Genomic DNA, 17682 nt, shown 5'->3' with positions numbered 1-17682 from the left:
GCGCGATGAGTCTTCAGGTTCACTTTCTCCGTAATGGAAAGTGTGCGGACCCCGCTTCGGACCCAGTCCCGAGCAAAAAGAACAGGCCGCTTCATCACGATGAAGCGGCCTGTGCGTATTTACCCGATTGGCCTACTCTTCGCCCCGCGGCTCAAGTGAACAGCGGATTACGGAGCGGTGTAGGTACCGGTGAGTATCGAGCCATCGGTGTCGTGGTTCTCCGACACTTGGAACAGCAGCAGTTCGACGGCGTTGTTGGCCGTGCTGAGGGTAAAGGGCACCTGGCCCGAGCCGACCTTGTGCTTTTGCAGCGCCGCAACGATCAGCTTTGCGCTGTCTTCAACGGCGCCAATCGGGTCTTCGGTCACGATGTCGACCACATAGCCCAGGGTCGCTTCCACGATGGCGGTCGCATAGTCGAGGGTGACATTGCTGTGGGTGATGGCGGACATCTGTGCCGAACCCAGCCACCAGTTATTGCCGCCGGTCGGGGTGCTGCCTTGCGCCAGCACGAAGTTTTCGGCGGTGTAGGTCACGTTGTTGATGACCAGGGTCAGCGTGCCGCGCACAGCGAAGTTCAGCTCCTCAGGCGAGGTGTCGGAGTAGGTCAGCGCGATGCCGCCACCGCCTTGCACCGCTTGCTTGAACCAATGCGCCACCTCCGACGTTTTGTGCCGCCCGGCTTTGACCGTCACGGTCTTGCTGTTCTTGATGCTGACGCCGCCATAGGGCTGGCCGCTGCTGATGGAGTGGTCGCGCTCCACAAAGCCCACATGCGTCAAGCCGGGGAAGTTGAACGTGAAGTCGTTGTCGTGCATGGTCGTCATGTCAGTAACACCCTCTGTAGTGGCTCCACGAGATGCCCCGATGCGCCATTGACGCGCCCGAGCGTTATCCGAAATTGGTGCCGATCACCGTCTGCACATTGCGGTTGTCCAGGTGGCCGGTTTCGTTGTTGTAGAAGTCGAGCACGACGAACCCCAGACGCGCCGGGCTCGTCGAATTCGCGAACTTGTTGGAGAAATAGGCTTCGAGGGCTGGGTTCATCGCACCCTGGACGGACCACGCGTACTGGTAGGGCGTATGCCCCGAAGCGAAAGCGATGCTGTTGAAGGTGATGTACAGCGTGCCATCCGTCGGAGTGGCCGCCGCTTTGTCCAGCGCAGCGGAAACCGCCTGCATTTTCTGGCTGGTATCGTGCGTTTTGTATTGGTCTTCGATATGCAGCGTTGTCTGGCCGTCGGGGGTGGTGGTATCAAAGGTATAGCTGTACTTATTGGGCCAACCGACCCCTGCGAAATTCTTCCCCTGCTCCTGGAGATTCAATCCCAGCTCAACGCCGTCCGGCGCGAAGAAGCGACGGAGCAACACCACCTTTCCGCGCAGCTGCGACAACGCGAGCCGGGCCGGCGTCGCGCTCACACAAAATAGATTCTGATAGGCAGGGTTGCCCAGGTAGGCCTGGAATCCGTCGTACACCGTGGGATCCGTTGCATCGCCGTAGGCATCGTTGACCAGCATGAAAATAACTTCGCGCGGATTTGCAGCGAGAAAGACGCTGCAGTGGTTCAGAACATCGCCAAAAGTGATGTCACAGGAGACGCTGCCGTGATTAACCTGGAGTGGATCATCGGGCGTTTTTGGCGAGCTCTTGGCGAGCCGTATATCGAGGAATCGAATGCCGTCTGCAAGCTGCTGGGCAATGCCAAAATTCTGCGTGTGGGATGGACCGGCAGATATCTTCTTCGTCCCCGAGTCGTGCGTGCCCGGCACCGACAGCTGGGCCATCGTCAACGCATCGTCCAAGCCCGACATCCAGCTCGACAAGTCACCGCTGTAGGTAGTCTGTGTTTGATTGGTCATGGGCATCTCGGGTGGTGGACGTACAGTTGCTGCTGACGCATCAATTACGGCCTCTGGCGTCGCTTCAGACCAAAGGGCTGTGGACTAGGCTGTTTAAGTCAAGGATGTCTTGCTATCTGTCGAGTCCGGTTGCCCAACGCCAACCCCGAGACCCAGAAACTCAGAAACTCCTAGAACTTGGGCTTTGGAGAATGACTTGAATGGGCGCCCTTCCAAGCCCGCCATGGACACATATCTGCCGGGCCGCGCAACACCATGAAAACTGAGAGCAGCAGAGCCCTGGGCGATTAAACACGCCCGTCGTCAACGGAGGTTCGCCATCGCACCAGGCTGACCTGTGGTGCAGCGTACTGAGGGGGGCGCAATCTCACAACCTGTCGAATCTGACAGGACGATTTGTGACCCAGTATTCAGATCTCAGGCTCAGATTAAGCGCTCGCGTTCACTTGCTAACGCCTTGCGCTGGCAACGGCGAATACGGAGTTCGATTCATTTCCTCTACAATCGCCGATGAGCATTACCATTCCCCGCACCTCCCCTTTCAATCATTGGGCCAACAATGAACGGTGGACAGAATCAGGAAGCCGATGAGGACTTGAGTCTCGGCGCTCGACTACTTCTCGGCGGGTTCACGCTGCTGATTGGGGCCATGATGGTACTCATCGCTTCTCCCGAAGAAGGCGATAAGCGGCTTTTCTTCTACGCATTCGCCGGCTTCTGCTTTCTGATCTCGTTTGCCTGTGTTTCGAAAGGGCGTCCTCGGCAGTTTGTCGGCAGCATCATTGGCGCCGTCGTCTTCGGCTCCGGCGTGTGGTACCTCGCCTCCACGCTGGGCGCAGGCCCGGTCGCCTCGACGTCGCGCGCCGAGCCTTCGACCCTCAATGCCCTGTTGTTCCTGCTCTTTTTCGGTCTTCCTGGGGCGCTCTATGCCTGGAGAACGCGCTTCGGCTTCTGCAAAGCGGGCTGATTCCGTGTCGATGCAGGCTTCAGCACGACATCCAGCGTTTACGCCCGAGGCGGGTCGACCCCGCTCTCAAGGACGTGATTCATGCTGATCGTTGCCCGAGGCATCGCTGTCCTGATGTGCCTGCTCTTGGTGGCGGGCTGCTCCGGTGTCGCGCACCGCAACGCAATCCCGACGATGGAACGTTCGTTCCAAACAGCCCTGGCTGAACTATCAGGGAAGGGTTCTACCGAGTACGGCCGCATGCGCGCGGGAGAGATCGATACCCAAGTGATGCCTTGCGTCGCCACCGCACTTGAATCCCGGCGCAGTTTTCACGCGTCCGAGGTGGGTCAGGGCATCGACTCGTTCGTGTTGGTCGGGTTGGCTCAGGACGCTGATGGCGAACTCTTCTTGGTTCTCGGCGATTCCGACGCAACAGGCGGCGGAAGTCTGCGCGCTGAGCCGCAGGTCTGGCTCTTCCGGTGCAAGAGCGCGAGCCTCGGTGTCGTTGAGGAGCTGCGTGAGTTCTGCGTTGACCCGGTCGAGCTGTGACTCGCGACCACGGATCAAGTCCCTCCTGGCCTTGATCCGTGTTGCCTTAAGGGGTGGGCCGCCGCCCTACGCTTTCTGGGTGGAGCCCGAAGCCGCGAGCGCGGTGTGCGGGCATGCTCGGTCCACACAGGGGTCTCTCCAGTGAACGCATTTCTCACCCGGTCGCGCCTTGCTGCGCTGTTGCTGTTGCTCTGGGCCGCGGGCTCGGCTTCGCTCGCCGAGGCGGGCACCTACACCTTCACTGCTCCGCGCGTGGGCGTGCAGTTCGGCGTTGCGCCTATCCAGACGGTTCGAGCGCTGAGCCTGTGCATCGAGGTGGGTAACGGCCTGCCTGTCCAGAACAGGTTTCGCATCGAGAATGTGGCGACTTCATCGGGGGTGATGGTGTACGAGATCACCCCGAGGCCGGTATGGCCGCCGGGCTTTCGCTTTCGACGTGGCGATGTGGGGTCCGCCGCGATCATCGAGGAGACGCCGACCCGTATCGTGGTCCGCGGGGTCGCGCTGGACATCTCGCTGCTGCTCAGCACCAACGGCATGCTCGCCAACGGTCCGGGGGCGGTCATGTACACCGCGACCTACTGCAATCTGCTGGATGCCTGCACGGAGGTCCGCGGCGATGTTCAGTTCGTCGGGCCATCAGATGATCCGAACATGGAGCTATGCGATGCGCCGCCGGTGTTGCGTGCTGAAGATGACAACGGCGAGCGCACTGACGACGACTACACCTCGGCCCAGCCCCTGCGCTTCGACGTCGCCAGCAGCGCGTCCACGGTGACACTGCTGCGGGATGGCGCGGCGATCGACAGCCGTAGCGTGGTCGGCGGCGCCGCCGTTCTGCAGGATGCTTCTGCGCCCGTGGCTGCGCTGCATGCCTATCAGGTCGTGCATGGCAACCGCCCGCCCAGCGCCGCGCGCTACATCGAGCGTTATGCCGTTACGGTGGCGGTGTTTGGCAATGGGTTCGAGGCCTTGGACTGAGCGCCTGCGAGCGTTACGGGGAATGATCGCGTCCCCTGCTTCAACAGGGCTGAGAAAACTCCGCCCGCGTTGCGGGTTCACTTTCTTCCGGCGCACCCGCACCTGACTTGAGCGTCCGCGCCCGAGTCCATGTGGAATCCTTCGTCAATGCATGTTGTGCCATAGGCCCCGGCTCATCGTTCGGGTCGACGGCATGCGCCCGGCTCCGCCCGAAGCGGACGTCGGTGATCAGCGCCAACGATGGACGAAAGGTCCTGAAGAGCCGGCCTCGGATCCGCATGTCGGGTTAGGCCGCGTCAGCGCGTATCCCGGGTTTCTTTTTCTAAAAGGTCTGCCATGCGCGCGCTTCTGCTCCTCGGTTGCCTGGTCGTGAATCTCGCAGCCGACGCGGCCACGTTCACCGTGACGAACGGTAACGCCAGCGGCGCGGGCTCCCTGCGTCAGGCTGTGCTCGATGCCAACCTCACGGCAGGTGACCCGCACCTCATCGAGATCCTGCCCTCAGCCGATCCGATCGTGCTGACGGAGCCGCTGCCGGAGCTCAGACGCAGTCTCTCGATCACAGGGCAAGTACGGACCCGCGTGATCACGCCTCGCTCGGGCTTCATCTTTGCGTTGAGTGGAATCCTCGGCACACTCAGTCTGGCGAACCTGAATGTGATTGCCGACGTGAACTCGGCAGCCACAACGAGCTTTGGCGGCTGCATCGCCACCGATCCGCGCCCCGGCATGCCGCCCTGGACGATCACCCTGACCAACGTGGAACTGACGAATTGCACGGCCGCCTCAAGCGCCAACAATTCGACGGGAGGTGCGATCTACGCCAACGGCAACCTCACCCTGGAAAACAGCACGATCCGTGCTGCCAGCGTTACGGGAATCGGCAACAGCCAAGGTGCGGCCATCTACCAACGCCGCGGCACCCTCACCTTGAGGCGCTCCAGATTTTTGTTCAACGGAGGCCCTGGTGCTCAACAGGGCATCGTCTATCTTGCAGGCGGCAGCTCTCTCGAAGCGGAAGACACGGAGTTCGCCCACAACCAACTGCGTGCCAGCGATTCTGGTGGCGTGATCTACGCCGCTGCCGGTGGTGTGATCTCGCTGAATCGGGTCGCCTTTGCCGACAACTATGCGGATCAGGGCACCGCGCTGACCGCCTTCAACAGCGAGGTCCGGATCGAGAACACCAGCTTCTATCGCAACGCCTCCTCGCCCACCGCCCTGTTTCCGACCGCCGTTGCCATTGACGGCGGCACACTGGCCATGCGGCACAACGCGTTCTTCGACAACACCAATCACGTCGCGCAGCTCTCCGGAACGATCAGGGGCTTCAGCGGCAATGTGTTCGGACCCTCGCGTGGCGGCCTCTGCGCGCTGCAAGCCATGCCTGCGTCAGCGATCGCCAACTTCGGTGGCGGCGGCTGCACCGCCGCGGGCTTTGCCAGCAGCGATGTACGGATTGCGGGCTACGGTCGCGTGTCCAGCACCGATCCGGTGCCGCTGTTGACCTTCGCGGCGGGCAGCCCGATCTTCGACGCCTACGGGCCCACCGCCGGGCAGTCGGCCACCGACTTCAACCGCTGTGCGCAGGTCGACGCACGGTCCAATCCGCGGCCGCGCGATGACGATGGCGATGGCTTCAGCCAATGCGACGCGGGCCCGGGTGAGAGTGCGCCGGCCGTGCCGATGTTCCGCGATGGGTTCGAGTAGCGGCGGGCGCCAGACAAGCGGGCAGTACGGGCATCGCTCTGGTTGGATTGTTCGAGCCTTGCACGTATGGCGCGTGTCCGGAGTTCCGAATCTCGCGCTGCGAGCGCACCGCACGACCTCACCTGCATCGACACTCCGCTCACTCCCGTCGCGCTGCGTCTTTCGCTGCAGCGCGCGCTGCTCGGCGAGGTCCATGCCGAGCTGCGCGCCGCGTCGATCCAGGCGGATCCGATCCGCAAGACCGTGCATCTGAGGTTCGAGTTCGCGTCTGAGGCGAGCGGTGATGCCGCCCTGCGTGGCAAGCACACGCGGGGCGGCATCCTCGCAGCACTCGTGCGGCTTGATGCGGAGCTGTTTCCCTTTGGGGCTTGAGTCGGCGCGCGCCATCCGGCCCGGCGCGTGAGCGCGGAAGGCCGAGAGGTGCGGCGGCGGGTGCCCGCAAAGGGGTGTCGTCGTTCGTGCGTGCGCAGAGGAACGACCTGATCAATGCGCAGGCCGTCGCGCAAGCCGCGCTGCAGCCGACCGTGCGCGCTTACTCGAAGCCGTCGCTGAACAGCGGTCGCTCAAACGCCGGGCCACCCTGGAACAGGATGCGGCCGCTGTCCTGGCGAGCATCGCCGGCCTCGTTGTCGTTCAACACAAAGCTGAGGGTGTCGCCGGCGACGTTGGCGTCAAGCGTGTTCCAGCCGATGCTGAGCGGGTCGCCCTGCACGCGTGCACCGAAGGCGCGCACGAAGCTGTCGGCGTCGAAGCTGCCGCCGTGAATGCGCAGGCTGATGCGCGCACTGCTGCAGTCGGCCACTTCGAAGCGAAAGGCGCCGTCTGGCTTCTGCACCTGCGGGTCGGCGGCGAAGGTGTCGGACGGCACCGCAATCACATCGTACAAACGGCTGCAGGTTCCGCTGAGCGGCGTCAGGCTGACAGTGAAGGGCAAGCTCGCACGCTGCGCGGCGGATGACGTGCCGGGCAGACTGGCGACGTTGCTCTGGCCGCTGTCGGGCTGGCCGTCGCCGTTGCCGTCGCCACCGTTGGGCGCGGCATTTTCCGGAGCGCTCGCGGCGCCGTCGCCATCGCCATCGCTGACACGGGTGAAGCTGTAGACGCCGGTGCGGGTGCCGGCATGGAGGACTGGCGCGGCGGGGTCGCTGTTGTCGATCGCCAGGGCCGTGGCCGAGCTCAGCGGCAGGCCTGCGCTGATCGAGTTCCAGTTGGCGCCGCCATCTTCGGACACGAAGACGCCGCCGGGATTGAGCGAGCTGCCGCCGCTGGCGGCGAAGATCCGCAGTGAGTTGTCTGGATCGATCAACAGCGCGCGGATGTCCTGTCCGGCGAGGCCGCTGCCGGCCGGCGCCCAGCTGCTGCCGCCGTTGGTCGACTTGTAGACGTTGCCGATGAAGCTGCTGTTGTCGAGGAAGGGGTTGACCGCGGCGTACAGCAGGTTGCGATTGGTCGGATCCATGGCCAGCGCCAGCACCGCATAGTGGCTGCTTGTCGACCCCGGCTGCAGGGGCAGGCCCGTCGACGAGAGGGTCCAGCTGACACCGCCATCGGTGCTCTTGAAGACGCCATTGGGGGCGTTCGGGGTGTAGCTCGATTGACTGTTGTAGCCGCGCAGGTAGGTACCCACGTAGAGGGTGTTCGGATCCGCGTGGTCGACCACCAGTGGCACCGGAATCGGAAAATCGGCAACCGCGAAGGGCTCCGCCACCGTGCCAGCGTTTACGCATTCACCGGTGGGTAGGCCATCGCTGCCGACGCTGGTACTGCCGGCGGTGCTGATGGTGTTCCACGACGCACCGGCGTCAAGCGTGCGCCACAGCCTGGGCACAGTGAGGTTGACGGTGCCGCCGACGGCGCTGCACGTGCCGTTTCCGCTGGCGGCCAGGTAGAGCTTGGTCCACGTGCCACCGCTCACCACGCTGCGGTCGGGCACGATGGTGCGGACGGTGCCCAGCTGGGCGACTGGCGGGTTGGGGGCGGGGCCCAGTCCGGCGAAGCTGTTGAGGTTGATCCAGGTGGCGCCGCCATCCGTACTCTTGGCGACACCGCTGGCGCGCAGGCGGAGCACTTGGCTGGTCGGCGCGATGTCACGACCGACCGCGTAGATCACGGTGCTCGCTGGCGTTGCCGCGGTGTTGCTGTCGACCAGCAGCCCGCGAATCCAGTCAAGCGCGAAGCTGCTGCCGGTGCTGTTCCAGCTGCTGCCTGCGTCGCTGCTTCTGAAGAACGGCCAGGTGACGGCCGGGCCTTCCGACTCCGCATGGCCTGCGTAGACCTGCGCCGGGTTGGCCGGGTTGAGCGCGATGGCGCGGACATTGACGGCACCGATGCCGGCATTGCTCTCGGTCCAGGTGGCACCCGAGTCGGTCGAACGGAAGAAGCCGGCACCGCGGGAGATGAAGTAGCGCACGCTCGGGTCGCCGGGCTTGCTGGTGACCACCTGGCTTTCCAGGGCGGCGCTCGGGCCGGGAAGGGTCGGTGTCGACGCCGCGGCGAAGGTCAGGCCGTCATCGATGCTGCGCTGCAGGCTGCCGCGCGCATTGGCGGCCAGCACGACGGAGGGTGTGCCGGGTACGAAGTTGAAGCTGGCGATTGAAAACGTGGGTGCCGGGCCTGGCGCGCTTCGCGCGAAGGTGAGCCCACCGTCGGTGCTGCGCAGCAGCGTGTTGAAGGGTTGCAGCGGCCCGTTGCCCTCGGTCGCCAGCACCACGCCGGGGGTGGTGCTGCTGAAGGCCAGCGCGGCGGTGCAGGTGGCCAGTTCCGGTGGCGCGCCGGTGACGGTGGCCGCGCTGAAGCTCACGCCGCCATCGGTGCTGCGATACAGCGGTGCTCCGGCATAGGTTGAACCGTCATCCGGCGGGCACGGGCTGATCAGTACGCGTGCAGGGTCGTTCGGATCAAACGCGACCTGTGACAGCGTGGTGGGCAGGGTGCCCGCGGCGATGGCCGCCCAGCTGGCGCCGCCATCGGTGCTGCGGAAAGCGCCGTGACTGTTGGAGGTCAGGATCAGCGTGTCCGGCGTGCCGGGCTGCATGGCGAGGTCGCGGGGGACGAAGTTCGCTGTCGGCAGTCCCGTGCTCGCCGGAGCAAAGCTGCCGGCGCCATCGACGGACCGCATGACGCCCGTGTTCGTCAGCAGATAGACCCGATCGGCATCGGTCGGGCTGACGACCACGTCCACGATGAAACCCAGATCCTGAGCGCCGGCGCGGCGACTGAAGCTGACCCCGCTATCGCTGCTGCGAAAGACCGCAAAGCTGCTGGCGACGTAGACCGTGTCCGGACTGGCGGCAGTGGTCGCGAGATGAGTCAGGCCGCCTCCGTGGGGGCCGGTGCTGGTCCACAGCGCTGGACCTGCGACGCTTGTATGGCTGAGGAGCAGGGCGGAGAAAAGCAGAAAACAGCGCACGGGGAATTCCTTCGATGGGTGAGAGCGACGGCTGCACACGGCTTGTCGTATTCGAGTGCCCCGAGGGATCACGGCACGCGGCACGCGGTTGCGAAGGCCGTGCTGCCGAGGGCGCGGCGGATGCCGATCTCGCGCCGGTGCCGCTGTCCTGGGTCCAGGACCCAGACCGACGTGCGCAAGCTCTGGCGCCGCCGCATGGCCGGGGACGCTGGCGCCCGCGCCGAGAGGTCTTTGGAGTGATGTCGAGCCGGCCGCCGCCCTAGCGGTCTGCCCCGGCTCTCTGCGGCTTGAAGTCACGCTGTCAGAGTCGGGCGGTACGACATGCCCCGGCTGCGCGATGATGCAGGTCGGAGAGAGGCCGCCCGCGGCCGCGGATGGGCGAGAGGGCCCGCAACACCATGAGCTTTCTCATCATTTGCCTGGTGGCCTTTGCGGCGTCGGCGCTCACCTTCTTCTCTGGCTTCGGGCTGGGCACGCTGCTCCTGCCGGCGTTCGCGCTGTTCTTTCCGGTCGAGCTCGCGGTGGCGATGACTGCGGTTGTGCACTTCCTCAACGGGTTGTTCAAGCTGGCGCTGATCGGGCGACAGGCGGACTTCGGCATCGTTGCCCGCTTCGGCCTGCCCTCGATCGCCTCTGCCCTGCTCGGGGCCTGGCTGCTGGCGAGGCTGTCCGCGGCGCCGCCGGTTGTTTCCTACAGCGCGCTTGGCGCGGCGATCGAGGTCACGCCGGTCAAGCTGGTGGTGGGTTCGGCCCTGCTGCTGTTTGCGTTGCTTGAGGTGGCGCCGAGGTTCCGCGGGCTCTCCTTCGCGCCGCGTCACCTCTTCGTTGGCGGGCTGGTCAGTGGCTTCTTTGGGGGGCTGTCGGGCATGCAGGGGGCGCTGCGCTCGGCCTTTCTCGTGCGGGCGGGTCTGTCGAAGGAAGCCTTCGTCGGCACCGGCGTCGTGATCGCCGTGCTCGTCGATGTCTCGCGCCTTGCGGTCTACGCCGGGGCCATGCCACCCGCGCTGCCCGGGGACGCACTGCCCGTGCTTGCCGCGGCGGTGGCGGCGGCCCTGCTCGGTGCGGTGCTCGGCAATCGCTACCTGCACAAAGTGACCCTGCCGCTGATCCAGCGCGTGGTGGCCGTGCTGCTCGTGTTCATCGGGCTGGGGCTGGTCACCGGCCTGCTTTAGCAAAAGGTCCGGGGCAAGTCCGGGCTGAAGTCGTGTTCGCCAGCGCCCAGCTCGTCTGACTTGCCGCCTATGACCGCACCCTCAGCGGGTGGCAGAGTGCGGGCCCAAGAGGGCCTCACGCCGGGCTGGCCCAACCGTTCGCAGGAGCGGTAGCGGCTCCGCTGCCCGTCTCAACCCAGGGGGTTGCCAAAATGAATCCCGCCAAGGTCATCAGGAGCAGGGTCGCAAAGTTCACGGACCTTCCGAACATCGGGCCGGCATCGGCTGGCGACTTCGAGCTTCTCGGGTTTACCCAGCCCTCGCAGCTCGTCGGGGCTGATCCATGGCATCTGTACCAGGCCCTCTGCATCGCCTCGGGGACGCGCCAGGACCCCTGTGTGCTCGATGTGCTGATGTCAGTCACCGACTTCCTGGGGGGCGCGGCGCCCAGGCCCTGGTGGGACTACACCGAAGAGCGCAAGCGCAGGTATGGCAGGCCGCTGTCCGCCGCCTTGCTCGCGACATCAACGGAGGCGGATCAGGCCGGTCCTGTCGCGCCGACTCGGCGACCGACTTCGCCATCGGCGCTGCCGGCGTTTATCTCCACGCCCGCCGACAGCAGGAAGAAGAAGCTGCGTTGACTCTGGGAAACCCGCGAGCGGGTTCTGTCTTCTCACCCGCGCCAACGCGTTCGTCCGAGCGACCGGGCCCACACATCCACCCGCCACCCGATGCACGAGAGCCAAAGCGGTCTGGCCTTTTGGCCGACCGCGGCTTGCGCCCCCGGTTGTGCACGTCGGGGGCGCGTCCAGCCGCAGGGTTTGGGTCCGCTCGATGGTTTGGACCCGCCCCGACCTGCGCCCTCAGCGGCGCAAGGCGGGGGTGAATCGAGGTCTGCCCGCCTACTGGCTGACGAAGGTGTTCACGCTGCCGGGGTCGACGAAGGCAGTGGCTCTGCCGCCGCTCACGGCGTAGGTGCCGGCAAATTCGTTGGAGTGGGCGGCCGAGGTGCGCGTCTTCACGAACGACCTCGCCGAGCCCGCCTGCATGGTCAGCACCAGGCGCCGCTGCGAGGTGCCTGTGTTGATTGCGACCACCACCAGTCGGCCGGCGGAGTTTTTGTAGGCCGTGACGAAGACGTCGGAGTGGGGCTTTTCCGTGGCGGCGATGCGGACGAAACCGGGGCGTACGTGCTTGGCGAACTGGGCCATCACATGACCGCGCTTGCTGATGGTGCCGGCTTCGGTCAGCAGGCCGTAGGAGCGGCGGATGTACCACCAGACGTAGGCGCTGTAGTTCGAGGCCATGCTGCTGTGCAGCTCTCTGGCAACCGGCATGGCGGCCGTCCAGTTGTTTGCATCGGTGTTGTCGGTGAAGTGCTCGGTCATCCACAGCTCTTTGCCTCTGCTGCGCGCCAGCGGGTAGTCGCTGGGCGAGGTGCCATAGAGGTGGCCGCCGATGATGTCGACATGCTGCACGGCCGTGCTGTCATTGAGCATCGGGTCGGACAGCGCCTTGTTGAAACCCAAGGCCTCGGGCGCGATCACCCGGATGCCGTTGAAGCGTGAGCCCTGGCTTCGCAGGAAGCTGACGAACTCACCGGCTGTCCAGCGGCAGCTTTCGTAGTCGGGCGCGTAGTCGGGCTCGTTCTGAAGCGAGATGGCATAGAGCGCGGCATTGCCCGCGCTCATGTAGCTGGCGAAGCTCAGGAGATGGCCTGCGTAATCGCCGTAGCGGGAGCTCAGCAGGCTGCCGCCATTGATGAGGCTGTTGTTGGACTTCCAAGCGGCGGGCGGTGTCCAGGGTGTGGCGAACAGCGTGGCGCCCAGCGCTCTGGCGCGCTGTGCCGACGGCAGCTGGGTCGGCCATTTGGCGCGGTCCGGGTCGATGCGCATGCGCATGATCGACAAGCCCATCTGGCCGCTGCCATTGCCGAATGCGGTTTCCACCTGTGCCGGGGTGAGATCGGGTATCCAACCCGCGCCGTTCATGCCGCCGAAACCCCGGATCGTCTGATACGTGGTGTTCGGGTTGATGTTGACCGTTTGAGCCAGCGCAGCGCTCGTAAAGGCGCCCAGCAGGCACAAGGTCACGGCGGCCAGGCGCCACGGGGTCAGACGAGAGAGTCGCACGGTGAGTTCTCCAAGATCACTGTTTCAGGAGTTTCGGCGCGCGGCGCGCGTCGTCAGGGTGGCCGGTATCGCGAGTTTGGCTCGGACAGATTTCAATCGGGTTTGCTCCGCAGTCGACTTGACGCGGAGCAGTCTTTGGCGAGACGTCGAAAAACAGCCTGCTATCGGCAGGCCTCACTGAGGCCCCGTCCGGCTGCGCAACAGATTCGGCAGGGTATCCACGTTGTCCAGCCGGTAGGGATAGAGGGTGACATCTCCGAAAACCCTGCTGCCCGTGTGGCGGTAGCTGTCGGTTGCCGATCGCCCGGTGTAGCGGTTGGAGGCCAAGTTGGCATCTATCAGGCCCGACTCGTTCCAGTGCGGGCGGGAGGCGTTTTCGTAGTAGTTGCCTTCGATTTTTGCCTGGGCGCCGTTTCCCGTATTGGTCGCAAAATAGGTGATGTCGTACCAGTAGTTGTTGTAGAGGTGTGCACGCGTCTGGCTCTTGTTGAGCTTGGGGTTGCGGCCCGCCGCGCGGTCAAAGAAGTTGTGGTGGAAGGTGACCGTGCTGTCGTCAGCGAACATCGTGTAACTGAAATGATTGTCGCAGGTGTTGGGGTTGTAGCCGTCGAAGTGATTCCAGCTGAGCGTGATGTTCTTGGCATTGCTCATGTCGGCATAACCGTCGCTGATCATGCGGAAGCGGACGTGATCGATCCAGACGTGCGTGACATCGCTCATGTCAATTCCACCGCCCGCTTCAACCAAGTGGGGATTGACGTCTTCGAGGGTGAAGTTTCGGAAAATCAGGTTGTTAGCATCGCTGATGACAATGTTGGCGCCGAGGATGCGCGAGCCCGTGCCAAGCCCCAGCAAGGTCTTGTTCGATTTGGCTTGGATTCGGGTTTCGTTTCGGAGTCGGTTGACCGTCGCGTTGGTTCTTGACCCAAGCTCGGTGCACGTCTGCGCGCCGACCCGAACGCGGTAGGTGGATTTGCCTGATCCTGAGCAGGGAACCTCACAGACCGCTTGCGTGCGCGGCGCGGTACGACAGTCAATCGTCACGTTCGCGGGAATGTGAATGACTCGGGCGGCACTGTCGGTGAGCGCACTTTGCAGCGCCGCGCAGCTGGTGACGACGCTCGGCGCGGCGGTTCCGCCCCCCGTAGTTGTTCGAATGCCATTCGCACCCGGCATTGAGGCGAATCCAGTGACCACCGGAGCACTGCCCGATGGCACGCTGACGGACTGGAATCTCCACTGCTGATTAGAGGCGTTGTTGAGGGTGTACTGGCGAACCTCGCCGCCGTTGTCCCTGCTTCTTTGCCACACGTCGAGCGCTTGGCCGCTGTGCTTTGCCGTCAGTGTGTAGTAGCCGGAATCCGTCGCGGCGATTCGCCACAGCTGATTGGCCTGATTCGCCCACGTGTACTGCTGGATGACCGCGCCAATCTCCGTACTTATGCCCGCGACATCCAGCGCCTTGCCGCTGTGCGCGGCTCTGATCGAGTAATAGCCAGAGCCCTGATAGACCAGATCAAACTGTTGGTTCGCGCTCCCCGCGTAGCCCCATTGCTGCAAGCGCGCGCCGTTCTGCGTGCCGCCGGCCACCACATCCAAGGCGAGACTGCTGTGGCGGTTAATCAGGGCGTACCGTCCGTCCCGAATGGCCTGTGCGAGCGCGTGGTTGCTGGCGATAAGGGCAATGGCTACGGCGAGAAGTTGCTTGATCATCGTGTTTCCCGAAGGGATGGCGGAGTGTTTGGGCAAGCACCGTGGCCGAGCCACGCCCGCAACGTGGTTTCGCGCGCTCTGATGGCAGTCATTGACAACGGTGTCATTCGGGCGAGAACCTTACTCGTACACATTTTTTTGCAAAGTGACTGCCGTCACCGTTCAGCGTGATGTTCAGAGGGAGCGCCCCAGACCGACCCGATCCATCCCGTTCGGCCTCCGTCGCTGCGTTGCGCGAGATCTTCGTGTCGCCCGCAGCTCGGCGTCGATTGTCTGGACACACGCCAGGGCACGGCTGGCGCTCGAGGGCGGAGTCTCACCACCGCTTCGAGGCACTCTGGTCTTGCAGGAACGCCCGCCGGGTCGAGCGGCTGGGGCGAGCCCGCGCTGTCCCGCGCGAGCGCTGCACGACCGCGACGCTGGCTGTTCGTATCGGATGCGCCTCTTTTTTCGCACTGCGCGCGCGGCAAGGAGGGTGGGCGGAGCCTGGCGGGTGGCAGGGCCCGCGACCCACGCCTGAGCGAGATTTGACTTGGGCGGCTCCTGCCTGCGTTAGTGCTGTACGCCCGCACCAGCCACTGAGCTCCGCATGCAGCCCCTGCCCCACTTCGACGTGGTGATGAACGCCGGCTCCGGTCGTACCGAGGCGCAGGCGCGGCGCGCCTGCGTCGAGCGGGTGCTGCGCGAGGCGGGGCGCGAGGTGCAGGTGCGTCTGGTGCGGCATCCGCGCGAGCTGCCGCCGCAGATCGCGGCGGCGATCGCGTCGGCGCGGGCCGTGGGCGGGGCGGTGGTGGCCGCGGGCGGCGACGGCACCATCAATGCGGTGGTGCAGCAGGTGCTGGGCACGGGCCTGCCCTTTGGCGCGCTGCCGCAGGGCACCTTCAATTTCTTCGGGCGCAGCCAGGGTTTGTCCGAACACATCGAGACCGCCGCCCGCGATCTGCTCGATGCCGAGCTGCGCTACGTGCCGGTGGGGCTGGTGAATGAGCGGGTGTTTCTGATCAATGCCAGCATCGGCCTGTACCGGCGCCTGCTGCAGGATCGCGAGGAGTTCAAGCGGCGACTGGGGCGTTCGCGTCTGGTGGCGCTGTGGGCGGGCCTGAACACGCTGCTGCGCCCGCACCCGCGTCTGGAGCTGTTCTTGCGCGACGCCGACGGCGAGCGCCGCGAACAAGTGCTGAGCTTTGGCGCCGGCATCAATCGCCTGCAGCTGGAGCAGCTCGGCCTGCCGCAGGCCGAGGCCGTAGAGCACGGCCAGCTGCTCGGATTCACCCTCCACCCCCAGGATCGGCTGGCGCTGCTGGGCGTGGCGCTACGCGGGCTGATGGGCCGGTGGCAGAACGATGCGCGCTCGCACGCGTTCGTGTTCGAGCAGCTGCTCGTGCAGCCCACGCGCGGGCGCCGCAGCGTGCGCGTGGCCTGCGACGGCGAGGTGGCGCGCATGCGTCCGCCGCTGTGCTTTCGGGTGAGCGAGACGCGGCTGCCGCTGCTGGTGCCGGCGCGACGCACGGAGGCCGCGGCATGACGCGCATCCTGCATCTGTCGGACACCCACTTCGGCACCGAGCGGCCGCAGGTGGTGGACGCATTGATCGCGCTGGCGCACACGCTGTCACCGCAGCTGATCGTGGTCTCGGGCGACATCACCCAGCGCGCCACGCGCGCGCAGTTCGCGGCGGCGCGGCGCTTTCTTGAGGCGCTGCCGCCCTGCCCGCGCCTGCTGCTGCCGGGCAACCACGACATCCCGCTGCTCGCGCTGTGGCAGCGCGCGCTTTCGCCGTATGCGCGCTACCGCGCGGGGCTCGGTGTGGACGCGCTGGCGCCGACGCTTAGCCTGCCCGGCGTGCATGCGGTCGCGGTCAAAACCACGCGGCGCCGGCGGCATATCGACGGCGAAGTCTCGCCGGCGCAGATCGAGGCGGTGGCCGCCACGCTGCGCGCGCTGCCCGCAGCAGATCTCAAGCTGGTAGTGACGCATCAGCCGCTGTGGGTGGATCGCGCCGACGATCAGCACAACCGCTGTCGCGGCGCCGACGCCGCACTCGCAGCCTGGGTCGCGGCGGGTGCGGACCTGTGCCTGGCCGGGCACATCCACTGGCCGTTCGCCGCGCGCCTGCCGCAGGCGCGTGCGGCCTGGGCGATCAATGCGGGCACGGCGGTTTCCAAACGCGTGCGGCCCGGCGCGCCGAACTCGGTGAATCTGATCGAGTGGAGCGCGGCGCAGGGCGAGCGCCTGTGCCGCTGGACGCGCTATGACTGCGCCGCCGAGGGCGAGCCGTTTCTGCCGCTTACGCTGAAGCGGCTGGCGCTCGCATGAGCGCGCCGCCGCGCACGCAGCTGCCGCCCGCGGCCTTGGCGCGGTACATGGCGCGGTCGGCCTCGCGCACCAGGTTGTCGGCGTCCGCGGCGTCATCGGGGTAGAGGGCCAGCCCGATGCTCGGGCCCGGCGTGATGATGCGACCGTCGACGTCGATCGGTGCGCACAGGCGCACGCACAAGGCATCCGCCGCGGCCTGCGCCGCCGCAGCGGATTCGACCTCGGGCAGCAGCACCAGAAACTCGTCGCCGCCCAGCCGCGCCGCGCGCCAGTCGGGCGCGAGCAGGTCGCGCAGTCGCGCGCCGAAGGCCTGCAGCACGCGGTCGCCGAAGGGATGGCCGTGGCGGTCGTTGATGTCCTTGAAGCGGTCGAGGTCGAGATACAGCAGCGCGAGACGCGCGCCATGCTCGGCGGCCCGGGCCAGCGCCCGCTGCAGCCACTCCTGCGCCTGCAGGCGGTTGGCGAGGCCGGTCAATGGATCGGTGCGGGCCATCTCGACCAGCCGCGCTTCCGCCCGCTTGAGCTCGGTGACATCGCGGGCGACGGCGATGCGCAGCTGCTCGTCTTCGAACCAGCGCGCCGACCACAGCAGATCGACCACGCTGCCGTCGGCGCGCAGGTAGCGGTTGTGGAAGTTGCGCAGCGGCGCGCCGCGCATCACGCCCTCGGCCGCCGCGAGCGTGCGGCCGTGGTCGTCGGGGTGCAGGTAATCGAGCATGCGCGTGCCCAGCATGGCCTCGGGCTCGCGCCCGAACACGTCGCGACCGCCGGGGCTGATGTACCGGAAGAAGCCCTCTCGATCGACCACGCAGACGGCGTCACCGATCATCTCGATGAAGCGGGCTAGCAGGCGGGGGCTGGTTTCAAGCATGGGCCGCCCAGTGCAGGGCCTGTGCCAGAGACGGTGAC

General features: G+C 65.7%; 15 protein-coding genes. 9 read left to right on the top strand and 6 right to left on the bottom strand.

The annotated features are described in order from the left end of the window. Nucleotides 1–167 precede the first annotated feature (167 nt). Both H4O13_16125 and H4O13_16120 read right to left on the bottom strand, forming a co-directional pair. The gene (locus H4O13_16125; protein ID MBE5316921.1) at nt 168–818 is read right to left on the bottom strand and encodes a flagellin; all 651 of its coding nucleotides are present in this window, start codon (nt 816–818) and stop codon (nt 168–170) included. A gap of 73 nt (nt 819–891) precedes the next feature. Next, nucleotides 892–1863 (bottom strand): phosphatidylinositol-specific phospholipase C, encoded by a 972-nt coding sequence (locus tag H4O13_16120; protein ID MBE5316920.1) that lies wholly within the window; start codon nt 1861–1863, stop codon nt 892–894. A gap of 559 nt (nt 1864–2422) precedes the next feature. On the opposite strand from H4O13_16120, the gene H4O13_16115 reads away from it, so the two are divergent. From H4O13_16115 to H4O13_16095, 5 genes are all read left to right on the top strand, one after another. After that, a complete protein-coding gene (locus tag H4O13_16115; protein ID MBE5316919.1) occupies nt 2423–2830 on the top strand; it encodes a hypothetical protein in 408 nt (135 codons plus the stop codon). An 81-nt stretch (nt 2831–2911) separates the two neighbouring features. After that, nucleotides 2912–3361, top strand: a complete 450-nt coding sequence (locus H4O13_16110) for a hypothetical protein (GenBank protein ID MBE5316918.1) — start codon at nt 2912–2914, stop codon at nt 3359–3361. A 141-nt stretch (nt 3362–3502) separates the two neighbouring features. Further along, on the top strand, nt 3503–4342 hold the full coding sequence (locus H4O13_16105) for a hypothetical protein (protein MBE5316917.1): 840 nt from the start codon (nt 3503–3505) through the stop codon (nt 4340–4342). Nucleotides 4343–4678: 336 nt separating this feature from the next. Then, on the top strand, nt 4679–6052 hold the full coding sequence (locus tag H4O13_16100; GenBank protein MBE5316916.1) for a right-handed parallel beta-helix repeat-containing protein: 1374 nt from the start codon (nt 4679–4681) through the stop codon (nt 6050–6052). A 66-nt stretch (nt 6053–6118) separates the two neighbouring features. Then, nucleotides 6119–6424, top strand: coding sequence for a hypothetical protein (locus H4O13_16095; protein MBE5316915.1), 306 nt, complete (start codon nt 6119–6121; stop codon nt 6422–6424). A gap of 160 nt (nt 6425–6584) precedes the next feature. Here H4O13_16095 and H4O13_16090 read toward each other — a convergent pair whose 3' ends face one another. Next, on the bottom strand, nt 6585–9461 hold the full coding sequence (locus H4O13_16090; protein MBE5316914.1) for a hypothetical protein: 2877 nt from the start codon (nt 9459–9461) through the stop codon (nt 6585–6587). A 398-nt stretch (nt 9462–9859) separates the two neighbouring features. On the opposite strand from H4O13_16090, the gene H4O13_16085 reads away from it, so the two are divergent. Both H4O13_16085 and H4O13_16080 read left to right on the top strand, forming a co-directional pair. Then, nucleotides 9860–10633, top strand: coding sequence for a sulfite exporter TauE/SafE family protein (locus H4O13_16085; GenBank protein MBE5316913.1), 774 nt, complete (start codon nt 9860–9862; stop codon nt 10631–10633). Between the two features lie 191 nt (nt 10634–10824). Next, nucleotides 10825–11253: a helix-hairpin-helix domain-containing protein gene (locus H4O13_16080; GenBank protein MBE5316912.1), complete on the top strand. Its 429-nt coding sequence runs from the start codon at nt 10825–10827 to the stop codon at nt 11251–11253. Between the two features lie 261 nt (nt 11254–11514). On the opposite strand, the gene H4O13_16075 is transcribed toward H4O13_16080, so the two are convergent. Both H4O13_16075 and H4O13_16070 read right to left on the bottom strand, forming a co-directional pair. After that, on the bottom strand, nt 11515–12603 hold the full coding sequence (locus H4O13_16075; GenBank protein ID MBE5316911.1) for a xylanase: 1089 nt from the start codon (nt 12601–12603) through the stop codon (nt 11515–11517). 315 nt (nt 12604–12918) lie between these two features. Then, nucleotides 12919–14457, bottom strand: coding sequence for an RICIN domain-containing protein (locus H4O13_16070; protein ID MBE5316910.1), 1539 nt, complete (start codon nt 14455–14457; stop codon nt 12919–12921). A 589-nt stretch (nt 14458–15046) separates the two neighbouring features. Here H4O13_16070 and H4O13_16065 point away from each other — a divergent pair. Both H4O13_16065 and H4O13_16060 read left to right on the top strand, forming a co-directional pair. Beyond that, entirely contained in the window at nt 15047–15982 is a 936-nt protein-coding gene (locus tag H4O13_16065) for a diacylglycerol kinase (GenBank protein MBE5316909.1), read from the top strand. After that, the gene (locus tag H4O13_16060; protein ID MBE5316908.1) at nt 15979–16773 is read left to right on the top strand and encodes a metallophosphoesterase; all 795 of its coding nucleotides are present in this window, start codon (nt 15979–15981) and stop codon (nt 16771–16773) included. The genes H4O13_16065 and H4O13_16060 overlap by 4 nt, the downstream gene beginning before the upstream one ends. Here the strand turns inward: H4O13_16060 and H4O13_16055 are convergent. Continuing rightward, nucleotides 16745–17644, bottom strand: a complete 900-nt coding sequence (locus H4O13_16055; protein MBE5316907.1) for a GGDEF domain-containing protein — start codon at nt 17642–17644, stop codon at nt 16745–16747. The genes H4O13_16060 and H4O13_16055 overlap by 29 nt on opposite strands. Nucleotides 17645–17682: the final 38 nt, after the last annotated feature.

It is taken from the genome of Lysobacterales bacterium, assembly GCA_014946745.1.
GTDB lineage: Bacteria > Pseudomonadota > Gammaproteobacteria > Xanthomonadales > Xanthomonadaceae > Aquimonas.
This window is presented reverse-complemented; position numbering and strand designations above follow the sequence as displayed.